Annotated in this window: 12 protein-coding genes and 1 pseudogene; all 13 read right to left on the reverse strand. The window is 34.0% G+C overall.

Going from position 1 to position 12530, the window contains the following annotated elements; genetic code table 11:
- Positions 1–525: 525 nt before the first annotated feature.
- On the reverse strand, positions 526–2013 hold the full coding sequence (lysS, locus tag HMPREF2642_RS02020) for a lysine--tRNA ligase (protein WP_002436798.1): 1488 nt from the start codon (positions 2011–2013) through the stop codon (positions 526–528).
- A gap of 282 nt (positions 2014–2295) precedes the next feature.
- Positions 2296–2775, reverse strand: a complete 480-nt coding sequence (folK, locus tag HMPREF2642_RS02025) for a 2-amino-4-hydroxy-6-hydroxymethyldihydropteridine diphosphokinase (protein ID WP_002436837.1) — start codon at positions 2773–2775, stop codon at positions 2296–2298.
- A complete protein-coding gene (gene folB / locus HMPREF2642_RS02030; RefSeq protein ID WP_002436772.1) occupies positions 2776–3141 on the reverse strand; it encodes a dihydroneopterin aldolase in 366 nt (121 codons plus the stop codon).
- Positions 3119–3922 carry a dihydropteroate synthase gene (folP, locus tag HMPREF2642_RS02035; RefSeq protein ID WP_023350803.1) on the reverse strand — a complete coding sequence of 268 codons (804 nt, stop codon included), beginning with the start codon at positions 3920–3922 and terminating at the stop codon, positions 3119–3121. Before folP ends, folB begins: the two co-directional genes overlap by 23 nt.
- A gap of 307 nt (positions 3923–4229) precedes the next feature.
- Positions 4230–5162 (reverse strand): cysteine synthase A, encoded by a 933-nt coding sequence (gene cysK, locus HMPREF2642_RS02040; protein WP_002436801.1) that lies wholly within the window; start codon positions 5160–5162, stop codon positions 4230–4232.
- Positions 5163–5482: 320 nt separating this feature from the next.
- Positions 5483–6364: an Hsp33 family molecular chaperone HslO gene (gene hslO / locus HMPREF2642_RS02045; RefSeq protein WP_002436823.1), complete on the reverse strand. Its 882-nt coding sequence runs from the start codon at positions 6362–6364 to the stop codon at positions 5483–5485.
- A 298-nt stretch (positions 6365–6662) separates the two neighbouring features.
- Positions 6663–8798, reverse strand: a complete 2136-nt coding sequence (gene ftsH, locus HMPREF2642_RS02050) for an ATP-dependent zinc metalloprotease FtsH (RefSeq protein ID WP_002436841.1) — start codon at positions 8796–8798, stop codon at positions 6663–6665.
- A gap of 284 nt (positions 8799–9082) precedes the next feature.
- The gene (gene hpt / locus HMPREF2642_RS02055) at positions 9083–9622 is read right to left on the reverse strand and encodes a hypoxanthine phosphoribosyltransferase (protein ID WP_002436810.1); all 540 of its coding nucleotides are present in this window, start codon (positions 9620–9622) and stop codon (positions 9083–9085) included.
- Positions 9623–9637: 15 nt separating this feature from the next.
- Positions 9638–10924 carry a tRNA lysidine(34) synthetase TilS gene (tilS, locus tag HMPREF2642_RS02060; RefSeq protein WP_049428184.1) on the reverse strand — a complete coding sequence of 429 codons (1287 nt, stop codon included), beginning with the start codon at positions 10922–10924 and terminating at the stop codon, positions 9638–9640.
- A gap of 202 nt (positions 10925–11126) precedes the next feature.
- On the reverse strand, positions 11127–11531 hold the full coding sequence (locus HMPREF2642_RS02065; protein ID WP_002436830.1) for a S1 domain-containing RNA-binding protein: 405 nt from the start codon (positions 11529–11531) through the stop codon (positions 11127–11129).
- A gap of 96 nt (positions 11532–11627) precedes the next feature.
- Positions 11628–12029, reverse strand: coding sequence for a cell division protein DivIC (divIC, locus tag HMPREF2642_RS02070; protein WP_002436818.1), 402 nt, complete (start codon positions 12027–12029; stop codon positions 11628–11630).
- Positions 12030–12052: 23 nt separating this feature from the next.
- A complete protein-coding gene (locus tag HMPREF2642_RS02075; protein WP_002436795.1) occupies positions 12053–12316 on the reverse strand; it encodes an RNA-binding S4 domain-containing protein in 264 nt (87 codons plus the stop codon).
- Positions 12313–12530 (reverse strand): annotated as a pseudogene (locus tag HMPREF2642_RS02080) (hypothetical protein); the annotation flags it as partial. The pseudogene HMPREF2642_RS02080 and the gene HMPREF2642_RS02075, both read right to left, overlap by 4 nt.

Genomic DNA, 12530 nt, shown 5'->3' on the forward strand with positions numbered 1-12530 from the left:
GTGTGACCTCCTTGCCATTGTCACCAGACAAAATTAACTTACTTTATATATGATACACACTTGTAAATGACTTTGCAACGGTCAATTTTACACTTTGTTAAAATTTCGTTTACAATTTCATAACATGCGTCCTCGTTTTTGACGACTTTTATATGTTACTTCATTTAAATAAACAAGTCAACACTTTTATAGAACTTTTTTCAATCGTTTTTAATCTATATTTCTTAAATGCACCTAACTTATTTCACTCGTAATATTCTACCATAAGCTAAAGGCTAAATCTATGATAATATTTGCATTTTTAAAATCCATTTGTATATTTTATTGTGAAAAATCACCACTTTCCCCTAAAAAATGATAATTATATTTCTTAGTAATGGAAATTTTTTATATAGCACGCCTTACACACATTATAGATTTATCAAATTGATAGACTTTTCACCCTCAATAATAAAGCATTTTAAATACAAAAAAAGCATCAACCACCATATAGATGATTGATGCAACTAGCACTAGACTAGAAAATTATTTCTGTCTCATATAAGGGAATAATAGTACATCTCTGATAGAAGGTGAATCTGTTAGTAACATTACCAAACGATCGATACCGATACCTAATCCACCTGTAGGAGGCATACCATATTCTAACGCCTCAATATAATCTTCATCCATCTCATGCGCTTCATCGTTACCTTGTTCTTTCTCGACAAGTTGTGCTTCGAAACGTTCACGTTGATCGATTGGGTCATTTAATTCAGTGAAAGCATTCGCATGTTCTCTTCCCACTATAAATAGTTCAAATCGATCAGTAAACCTAGGATCTTCTGGATTCTTTTTAGCTAATGGAGAGATTTCAATTGGATGGCCATAAATGAATGTAGGTTGAATTAACGTTTCCTCAACTTTTTGTTCGAAGAATTCATTTAAAATATGACCATATTTCATATTTTCAGTAATCTCAATACCATGTTCTTTAGCTAAGCTTACCGCTTCCTCATCAGTTTTAACATCATAGAAATTCACGCCAGTGGCTTCTTTAACTGCATCAACAATGTGAAGTCTTCTCCAAGAAGACTCTAAATCTATTTCTTCATCATTATAAGAAACTTTAGCTGAACCAAAGACCTCTTGAGCAATATGTCTAACCATGCTCTCAGTTAAATCCATAATATCATGATAATCAGCGTAGGCTTCATATAATTCTATCATTGTGAATTCTGGATTATGACGTGTAGATACGCCTTCATTACGGAATACACGGCCAATTTCGTATACTTTTTCAAGACCACCGACGATTAAGCGTTTTAGGTGTAATTCAATAGCTATACGCATATATAACGTAGCATCTAATGCGTTATGGTGGGTAACAAATGGACGTGCAGCCGCACCTCCAGCAATTTGATGCATCATAGGTGTTTCTACTTCTAAGAAACCTTGTTTATTTAAATAATTACGCATTTCTTGAATAATTTTACTGCGATTTATAAATGTACGTGTACTATCTTCGTTTGTTATTAAATCTAAATAACGTTGACGATATCTTTGTTCAATATCTTGTAGTCCATGGAACTTATCTGGTAAAGGACGTAATGATTTAGATAATAATGTAAATGACTTAGCCTTAACTGAGATTTCACCAGTATTAGTTTTAAACATAACACCTTCGATTCCAACAATGTCACCTAAGTCAGCAATTTTCCAAATATCAAATTGTTCTTCTCCAACTTGGTCTTTTCTTACGTAAATTTGAATTTGACCTTCTAAATCTTGGATATGTGCAAATCCTGCTTTACCTTTACCGCGTTTTGTCATTAAACGACCTGCAATTGCAACGTGACTTTCGTCCTCTTTTTCATGTAATTCTTCTTTTGAAAATTGATCCCATTGCTCTTTTAACTCGTTAGAAGTAGCACTACGATCAAAACGATGACCGAACGGATCTATTCCTAAATCTATTAATTCTTGTAGTTTTTGACGACGGACCTGCATTTGGTCATTCATTTCTTCTGACATAACTTTCTCTCCTTTAAGCTTATTGTTTAAATTATGGATTGTTCCATGCGTTCTTGATAGAAATTTTGTTAGTCATATAAAATACTTATTCGGTTTTAGATTCATCTAAAGCTATATGAACTTTATCTTTAAAACCAATAAGATATCATCAATCTTGGTTTATCATTTCCACAACGCCAATCTTCTCACTTTTTAATTCTACAAGACGTTGTAAATGTAATAAAGCAATTTATGCTTTTATTTCAACTTCTCTAAAAATTAAATATTTGTTTTTATTGCTACTCACTTATTATACTTTTTAACAGTATCGTCTGCGGTTACTAAATTGCCAATAGTTAGATGGGTACGAGGTTCTATTTGATTCGAAGCAATATCATTTAAAGGAATAAGCACAAACGAACGTTCATTCATCCTCGGATGTGGTACCGATAAATTATCTTCTTCGATAATTTGATCTTCATATAATAATATATCTACATCTAAAGTTCTTGGCCCCCAACGTTTAACTCTTACTCGATGGAGTTGTTGTTCTGTTTTTAAGCAACATGATAGTAAAGATTGAGGATCTAATGTTGTATCTATTTCAACACATAAATTTAAAAAGTTCGGTTGATTAGTGTATCCCACTGGTTCAGTTTCATAAATATCAGAGATTTGAGTCACTTTAATATTATCAAAACGATTTAAAATCCTTATAGCTTCTTTAAGTTGCGTTTCACGTTCTCCAATATTACTCCCTAAACCTAAAAACGCTTTAACCATTTAGCAATTCTCCCTCACTATTTCAATTCCTACACCATCATAATGTCCGGGAATGGGTGGACTTTCTTTAGTGATTTTAACTTTCGTTTCCATTACACGATTATAGTGTGAATTTATACGTTTTGCAATACGTTCAGCTAGATGTTCAATCAATCTAGATGGCTTACCTTCAACAATTGATTTAACTTCTTCAAACACTTCGCCATAATTTACAGTATCTGCAACATCATCTGATTGACCAGCATCTTTTAAGTCGACCTTCAACGTAACATCTACTATAAATATTTGACCAATTTCATTTTCTGATGGTAACACCCCATGATATCCATAAAAACGCATACCGTTAAGAAAGATTATGTCGTTCATGTTCATTCTCCTTTAAAAAATCCATACTATGAGCTAACCGCGCATTCAACTGAACGTTATGAACTCGAACAGCTTTAACACCTTTCATTATACCATAGGCAGTTGTTGCTCCTGTGGCCTCATCTCTCTCTAATGGCGTTGTATCTGTTCCAATCATTTCTTTAATAAACCTTTTACGGCTTGTTGCCAATAAAATGGGATATTCAGTTGCTACCAGTTCATCTAAACGAGCCATCACTTCATTTTCTTCATCGCGTGTTTTAGCAAAACCAATTCCTGGATCCAACCAAATTTTTTCTTGTGGGATACCTGCCATTTCAGCTTTATTAGCTTGAGCAAGAAGTGACGTAAGCATTTCATCTACGACGGGGTCTTCTCTTCGACCGTCCCCATTATGCATTAAAACGATTTCAGCACCATATTCAGCTACAACTTTAAAAATTTTGGGATCATACAAACCTGCCCATTGATCATTAATCATTGTAGCACCTAGTTTGAGACATGCTTCAGCAACCTCGCTTCGAAATGTATCAATTGAAAGTTGTATATCATATTGTACTAGTGCTTTAACAACTGGAATAACTCTTTCCATTTCTTCTTCCAAAGATACTTCTTCATAACCAGGTCGTGTCGACACGCCACCAATATCAATGATATCAACACCCTCATCAATCATTTCTTTTACTCGTTTAGTAGCTTTGTCTACTGAATTAAATTTACCTCCATCTGAGAAAGAATCAGGCGTGACGTTAAGTATGCCCATAATTTTTGTTTTAGTCATGTGTTTCACCTTTTCTATATTGAAATTCTTTTCAAAGTTATGTATAAAAACTTATTATTCTTGAAAATTCAAATCAAACTACTTACACAATTTACTATTAATCATATCATTCATTATCATACATTTTGAGCACATTTTTTATTTAGAAAAATAAAACAGTGTTATAGAACAACAAAATTAACAATATAAAAAACGAAGATGTGGATCAAAGGAGACTTAAAAGCCAAAGTTTTGTACATCTCGACTTTAAAGTACCTTTACCAACATCTTCGTTTGCAAAGTTTACTATATATTCAAATATTAAATCTTAGTCATCAAATGAGTATAAAGGCGTAGATAGGTAACGCTCACCATTACTTGGTAAGACTGTTACAACTGTTTTACCTTTACCTAGTTCTTTTGCTTTTTGGATTGCTGCGTATATTGCAGCTCCTGAAGAAATACCTGCTAAGATACCTTCTTCTTTAGCAACACGACGTGCCATATCCATCGCAGTATCATTTCCAACTTTAATAATGCTATCGTAAATATCTGTATTTAATGTGTCAGGTACGAAACCAGCACCTAAACCTTGTAATTTATGTGGACCTGGTTCTCCACCACTTAATACTGGTGAAGCTTCTGGTTCAATCGCAACGATTTCAACATTAGGGTATTCTTTTCTTAAGACTTTACCAACACCAGATAAAGTACCACCAGTACCTACACCTGCTAAGAATGCATCAATTTGTTTACCTTCGAATTGATCTACAAGTTCAGGACCAGTTGTAAGTTCATGAATTTCAGGGTTTGCAAGGTTTTCGAATTGTTGTGGTTCGAAATAACCGTGTTCTTCTTTAAGCTCTTTAGCTTTTTTAATAGCACCTTTCATCGCTTCAGACCCTGGTGTTAATACAAGTTCTGCACCATAAGCTTTTAATAAGTTACGACGTTCTTGGCTCATTGTTTCAGGCATTGTGAAAACAGCATTGTAACCTTTAGCTGCACATACGAAAGCTAAACCAATTCCAGTGTTACCACTTGTTGGTTCTACAATAGTATCGCCAGGTTGAATTTTGCCCTCACGTTCAGCTTTTTCAATCATTGCTAGTGCAATACGGTCTTTTACTGAACCGCCCGGGTTTTGATATTCTAATTTTACATAAATATCTGCCGCATCTTCATCAACTACGTTTCTTAATTTAACTACAGGTGTGTTACCAATAATTTGCGTAACGTTATCTACGGGTTTTTGTGCCATTAAGAACACTCCTTTTTGTTATATAAATATTAAAACTTAGTTTTCCCATCGGATATAGATATATTCTATCAGAATTTTCTAAAAAGAGAAACAAAATTGTCTTGTTCTCAATAAAAAACTATATTCAACATATACATTAGAATTTTTCCCTGAAGAAATCAAATTAAACGTTAGGAGACAGTTGCACCAAATCGTACAATACGCGCCACCTTAATATATGTTTAAAAACGACACATTCACGAACAATCTTTACAGTTTAACTATCTCCTCGCCTAATTTTATATAATTTTAATACTTAATCATACTTATTCAATACAGAATTATTTCATCGCTGTTAACAAATCTTCTAATTCACTTTCAGTATATTGATATTTATTTCCACAGAAATGACACACAGCTTCAGCTCCGTGATCCTCATCAATCATACTTTGTACTTCTGCTTCACCTAGACCTTTAATAGCGTTTAAGAATTTCTCATGACTACAGTTACATTCAAATTGTGCTGTTGTCGTATCTAAAATTTGAACGTTATCTTCTCCTAAAATCTCATTAAGAATACCTTCCGGAGTTAAACCTTGTTCGATTAATTTAGATACAGGTTCCATTTCATTAATAGCATTTTCTAATTTTGTAACAGTTTCATCTTTAGCACCAGGCATAACTTGTATAATAAATCCACCTGCAGCTTTAATTGAGTTATCAGGGTTCACTAATACACCTAAACCTACTGAAGATGGTGTTTGTTCACTTGTTGCATAGTAGTACGTAAAGTCATCTCCTAGTTCACCAGAAACAATTGGACTCGCCCCAGAGAAATAATCTTTCATACCTACATCTTTAACTACCTGGATTGAACCATTAGTACCTACTGCACGTCTAACATCTAATTTACCTTGTCCGTTTAAAGGGAAGTGCGTCTGTGGATGGTCTACATATGCACGTACATTACCTTTTGCATCGGCATCAGCTATGATTCTTCCAATTGGTCCTTGACCATCAACCGTTACAGTTAATTTTTGGTCTCCTTTTAACATTGCTCCCATCATTACCGTAGCAGTCATCGTACGTCCCATTGCTGCTGAAGCAGTTGGCCATGTATAGTGTCTTGTTTGGGCTTCTTGCACAGATTCAGTTGTAGTTGCAGCATAAGCTCTAATTTCACCGTCATAAGCCAATCCTCTTACGATATAATCATGTGTCATCAGTCATTCTCCTTTTAATTTTTTAATCTATTCTCATTCATTTTAATCATTTTAATTCGTTACTGAGTAGCTATTATACATATGTTGGTTAGTAATATGAAATGTGTTGCTCAATTTTGAAAATGCACATCAATTCAATACACATTAAATAATATGAAAAGCAGACATTCGCAACTTATTGAAATAATAAACTCATAAACTGATATTAATATATTTCTACAATAAACTACGTATCAAATTAAAAAGTCTCTTCCTACTTCTTCAAAGAACGAGTAGAAAGAGACTTCATTTAACTTAATTAATGTCTATTATCTGGATTATTTGGATCATATGGTTTATCGATGTTTGGTGACTGCTCATGACCAGTTACATCAGAATCAGAGTCTTGATCAGACTCTTGACCTTTATAATCGTGGTCTTCATTATGTTGTCGACGTCTTTCGTGCTCGATATCACGATTTTCTTTACGATCTTCTTTTTCTTTCTCGTCGCCTTCATCTAGCTGTTCTTTACGAATATCATCGTAAGATTTACCATATTTTCCGTCACTATAATCTGTGTCTTCATCTTTAACAACTTTAGCTGCATCATAATCTACTTCAGGTAATTCACCGTCATAGAACAATGCACGTATTTGTTCTGCAACTAACGTTTCTTCAGTAAGCAATGTCTTAGCGATAAGTTTAAGTTGTTCTTGATGTTCTAACAAGATTTGTTTACAACGTTCATATTGTTCTTTAACAATACGTTGGACTTCTTTATCAATTTCGTAAGCAATTTGTCCAGAATAGTTAGGCTCTCCTTGCATATCTTTACCAAGGAATACTTGGCCACCACCGCTACTAGAGAATTGTAACGGTCCAAGTTTCTTACTCATACCATATTCAGTAACCATTGATCTTGCAATTTGAGTTGCACGTTCAAAGTCATTAGAAGCACCTGTTGATACTTCACCGAAGTTAATATCTTCAGAAACACGTCCACCAAGTAAACCACAAATTTTATCAAGTAACTCTGGCTCAGTCATTAAGAAACGATCTTGTTTAGGTAACATCATCGCGTAACCACCAGCTTGTCCACGAGGGACAATAGTTACTTTGTGCACGACCTCAGCTTCATCAAGAACCATACCAATAATAGTATGTCCTGCTTCGTGATGCGCAACGATATTACGTTCTTTTTCAGAAATAACTCGAGATTTCTTAGCTGGACCGGCTATAACTCGGTCAGTTGCCTCTTCTATATCACGCATATCGATTTTATTTTTACCTTCACGTGCAGCAATTAATGAAGCCTCGTTAAGTAAGTTTTCTAAATCCGCACCTGAAAAACCTGGCGTTCTTTGTGAAATGGCTTTTAAGTCTACTGTTTCATCAAGTGGTTTATTTTTAGAGTGTACATGAAGAATGGCTTCACGGCCTTTAACATCTGGACGGCCAACTTGAATTTGTCTGTCGAAACGACCTGGACGTAATAACGCTGGGTCCAAGATATCTGGACGGTTAGTTGCAGCAATCATGATAATACCTTCATTTTCACCGAAACCATCCATTTCAACTAATAATTGGTTAAGTGTTTGTTCACGTTCGTCATGACCACCACCAACACCAGCACCACGTTGACGTCCTACTGCATCAATTTCGTCAATGAAAATAATACATGGTGCATTTTTCTTAGCATTTTCGAATAAATCACGAACACGGCTTGCACCGACACCGACAAACATCTCTACGAAGTCAGAACCACTAATAGAGAAGAATGGTGCGCCAGCTTCCCCTGCAACTGCACGTGCTAATAAAGTTTTACCGGTACCTGGAGGTCCTACAAGTAAAACACCTTTAGGAATTCGAGATCCCATTTGCTTAAATTTCTTATTATCTTTTAAGAAATCTACAATTTCGATTAATTCTTGTTTCTCTTCGTCAGCACCTGCAACATCTGAGAAACGAACGCGACGTTTGTTACTATCGTACATTTTTGCTTTGGATTTACCAAAGTTCATCATACGACCTCCGCCGCCACCACCTTGGGCTTGACTAAGGAAGAAAATAAATAATAATGCAATGATTAATACTGGAATCAGTGTTGATAAAATACTAACAAAGACACTTTGTTTTTCTTCTTCTTTAACTTTAAATTTTAGACCATCTTGTTTCTTAGCTGTATCAGTGATCTTTTGTAAGTCTTTTTCATTGTTATATAAAATTGTTGATGAATAGTCTTCATCATTTTTAGTTTTACCACTTACCATATAGACATTTTGTTCAGGTTGGATTTCTAATGATTTTAAGTCGCCTTTATCCAACTTATTAACAAATTGAGTGTATGTAAGCTGTTTTGGTGTTTTTCCGTTACCATTTAAGAACGAAAATAGACCAAATATAATAACGCCTATAATTGCGATAACTAGCACATTGCGAAAAGCTTTCTGCATGCGTCATTTCCTCCTACTTCCAATAATAAAACTAACAAAAATTGTAACACAATACTTCTTACACAGGCTAGTATTTCAACTTTCGTATTGATTGTTCAATTTTAGTCAATTTCAACTATATATTTCTTTAATTATGCTATCTAAATCATTCATTTATCGTCATGTTTATCGTTAGTTAATTTGATAAAAAAGCTTATCACATATAATTCGAGTCTTCACTACATTAACTCGTACGGATAGTTGTAACATACGCTTCATAAATAAGTCATATATTTAAATGAAATCTATTTAGAGTAAACCTCAGGTTTTAAAGTACCAATGTATGGTAGATTTCTATATAATTCCCCATAATCTAAACCATAACCTACAACAAATTCATCAGGAATTTTCTTACCAACATATTTTGCTTCAATGTCAGCTTTACGTCGATTAGGTTTATCCAATAAAGTCACAATTTCTAAAGAACTTACTTTACGAGATTGTAGCAATTCAGTAATTGATTTTAAAGTTGTTCCTGTTTCTAAAATATCTTCAATAATGAGTACATCTTTATTTTCTATAGAGGAACCTAAATCCTTTAAAATTTGAACTTCTCCTGTTGATTCTGTACCACCATGGTAGCTTGAAACATCCATAAAGTCGATTGATAAGTGTGTATCAATTCGTTTGATAAGGTCTGCCATAAACATAACTGAACCTTTAAGAATACCTACACACACTAGAGGACGGTCTTTATAGTCCTCAGTAATTTTCGCTCCTAATTCTTTACAAATGTTTTGAATGTCTTCTTCAGTTAACAAAACATTCTTTAAATCATTATGCATTATCATTCATCTCCATCATTTTTTAATCGTAATTAAATCTTTAAACTGCTCATGAACATATAATTCGCCTATTGCTACTATTTCATTTAAATAGGTTAGTACTATTGGCATTTGTTCCCGTTCAATTGCAGGAATTTTTTGATCTATGAATAAACGACTCACTTTTTTATGTCCATTTCTCCCGTTTAATTTGAACATATCTCCATTACGTCTCGCACGAACTTTAAGAGGGTAAGACGTCTGAGGTAAGTGTTCCTTAATACATATATCATAGTCGTTAAATTGATATAGTCCTGGCCGGTCTATCATAATATTTTGCTTTATATATATATTGTCTTCTAATTTAGCCATTATTATTAATGTATCATATGCAATTTGAATTATCCATTTATCTGTAATATCGATATGAAATTGAGATTTTTCATTTTGGATTTGTTGGAACCACTCGTCATACGTTTTTTGTGAAATAGTTGAATGGGTCACTATATCCTCTAATAATTGATCCATCACAGTTGTTTTAACATTAGGATTAAGTCGGTTAAATGCTTCCCTTGAAAATGTATACCCCGCGACGCTATCATTTTTAGAAACAAAGTGAGCGACAAAGTAACGCGCATGTTCTTTTAACAATTGTAGTTCATTGTCGTGCCATTCCTTTAACTTTAACAAGTGATGGGAATCAAGAAACGGATTGTTATCAATACTTGGGATAATCCGTTGTCGTATATCATTTCTAACATATTTCGTATCTTGATTAGAACTATCTTCAAAATATGGAACCTGATACTTTTCTTGGTAATTGATGATGTCTTTTTTGTAAATGTTCAGCAAAGGACGACACACAAGGTAATCTTCATAGTTCGAGATATCAGACATTCCTAATGAGCTTCTAGTTGAACGACCACTCAGCACCCTATAAAGAATCGTTTCAAGTTGGTCATCAAGATGATGCGCTGTAAGTAATACATCTGCATTTAAATCACGAATGACTTCTCCAAACCACTGATACCGCAATCGACGCGCTTCATTTTGAATACTATTTCCTTTATCAACTATTTTAGATAAGTCGAGATGTTTAACATATAATTTAATTTGATTTTTTTGACAATACTCGTTTAAAAATATTTCTTCTTCAACTGATTGCGCTCGTAATCCATGATTAACATGTACACAGGTCAATGTTTTATAGGTATCACGGTACTGGTTTAATAAACTATGTAATAAGGTCATGCTATCAATGCCAGTTGAAACTGCGACAATGATATGTGCATCGTTGTTCCATCCTTGCGTATTTAACTTCATCGTCTCACCTCTCTTATCTAAAAAATAAAATAGGAGTAGGAGAGAATTCAAAAGTGTTATATTTGAATTCATCATCCCACCCCGTAAGAGTGCTACATGTTTAACCATCGATTATTTTCTATATCATTGCCATCGCACATTGTTCTTAATTCGACATCTCACAGAAGATGTAACATTGATGGTTGTTCAATCTATTTATATCTTAACGTCTTGAGCCTTTACCGCCACGACGAGACTCTGTTTGACGTTTAATAGAAGTTAATTTATCTTCACTGTCTTTTAAGAAGTTACTTAATTTCTTCTCAAAGTCTTCAGTTTTTTGAGCTGGTCTCCCATGATTAGATTTATTATTGTGGTGAGGTTTACGAGGACGATCTTTAGCTTTTTTAATCGATAGACTAATTTTACCGTCATCAGCAATTGATAATACTTTTACTTCAACTTCGTCACCAACTGATAAGTGGTCTTCGACATTCTCAACATAATTATCAGCCACTTCACTGATATGAACTAAACCACTTTTTCCTTCAGGTAATTCTACAAATGCACCAAATTTCTTGATACCTGTAACTTTACCTTTAAGTTTGTTTCCTACTTCGATTGACATATTCTAAATAAATCCTCCTGGTTAGATTCGATTTTATCCTTATTATATTCCTGTTCGCGTAATTTAACAATGCTATAATCAGATTATTTTATTGCTCTAATTATCGTCATCGTCGGATGATTTAGATTTAGAGGATTTATTATCACCTGGTAATCTAAAAATAACTTCGCCTTTATTACTTAAATAATAATCATCTCTAGCAACTTTTTCGATGTAATCTTTATCGTTAAGGTTGTTTAATTTTTCTTTTAATGCAATTTCCTCATCTTGTTGCTTTTGAAATTGTGCTTCTTTGTGTTTTCGTTCCACCGCATCTTGATCGTTACTATGTCTTTGAATGACAAGCAATACTAATAAAATCAGTATAATTGCCAAAAGTATACCGCCAAAAACGGTAATTCTTCTTCGAACAACACGCATCTTCATTTTTTGACGTTGCTTTTTCTTATTTTCTTGCGATGTATACTGATTACCTATATTCTCCACTTTTTTGCTCATTGCTTGTCACCTCCCTATACATCTCACGCTTCATCAATGCGTTCTTCTTTTATCAACTCATACATGCCTTTTGCATTTTCTTTTGTAGCATGTTCATTTAAACCTGTAACTTTAACAGTTACTAGTTTTTGTCCGAAGCGTATGACGAGTTCATCGTTTTCTTTAACGTCCGTCCCCGCCTTCGCTACGTTTCCGTTAACAGTAACACGACCTTGATCACTAATTTCTTTAGCTAACGTACGACGTTTAACGAGTCGTGATACCTTTAAATATTTATCTAATCTCATGATTGATTATTCTCCCCTTGTTGTAAAAAGTTTCTGAGAGCATCTTCGTCAAAGTGTTTATTTTTGGTTTCATCATACAACTTCAAGAAATGGTCTGCAAATACTTTCTCGAATTTGACGCGAGGTTTCTTTCCTTCTTTATCTTTCGCTGCTGACCAAATATCTTTTAAGTCGTCCATAGAGTCAGCAGCGAAAGATAAAGAAGGAAAGAAAC

It is taken from the genome of Staphylococcus sp. HMSC055A09, assembly GCF_001809655.1.
GTDB classification, from domain to species: domain Bacteria; phylum Bacillota; class Bacilli; order Staphylococcales; family Staphylococcaceae; genus Staphylococcus; species Staphylococcus capitis.

Bases quoted from the DNA above. Each gene is read 5' to 3' on its own strand.
- tilS (WP_049428184.1), bottom strand. From the start codon at position 10,924: ATGAAGTTAAATACGCAAGGATGGAACAACGATGCACATATCATTGTC.
- hpt (WP_002436810.1), bottom strand. From the start codon at position 9,622: ATGCATAATGATTTAAAGAATGTTTTGTTAACTGAAGAAGACATTCAA.
- HMPREF2642_RS02075 (WP_002436795.1), bottom strand. From the start codon at position 12,316: ATGAGATTAGATAAATATTTAAAGGTATCACGACTCGTTAAACGTCGT.
- ftsH (WP_002436841.1), bottom strand. From the start codon at position 8,798: ATGCAGAAAGCTTTTCGCAATGTGCTAGTTATCGCAATTATAGGCGTT.
- folK (WP_002436837.1), bottom strand. From the start codon at position 2,775: ATGGTTAAAGCGTTTTTAGGTTTAGGGAGTAATATTGGAGAACGTGAA.
- divIC (WP_002436818.1), bottom strand. From the start codon at position 12,029: ATGAGCAAAAAAGTGGAGAATATAGGTAATCAGTATACATCGCAAGAA.
- HMPREF2642_RS02065 (WP_002436830.1), bottom strand. From the start codon at position 11,531: ATGTCAATCGAAGTAGGAAACAAACTTAAAGGTAAAGTTACAGGTATC.
- cysK (WP_002436801.1), bottom strand. From the start codon at position 5,162: ATGGCACAAAAACCCGTAGATAACGTTACGCAAATTATTGGTAACACA.
- folP (WP_023350803.1), bottom strand. From the start codon at position 3,922: ATGACTAAAACAAAAATTATGGGCATACTTAACGTCACGCCTGATTCT.
- folB (WP_002436772.1), bottom strand. From the start codon at position 3,141: ATGAACGACATAATCTTTCTTAACGGTATGCGTTTTTATGGATATCAT.
- hslO (WP_002436823.1), bottom strand. From the start codon at position 6,364: ATGACACATGATTATATCGTAAGAGGATTGGCTTATGACGGTGAAATT.
- lysS (WP_002436798.1), bottom strand. From the start codon at position 2,013: ATGTCAGAAGAAATGAATGACCAAATGCAGGTCCGTCGTCAAAAACTA.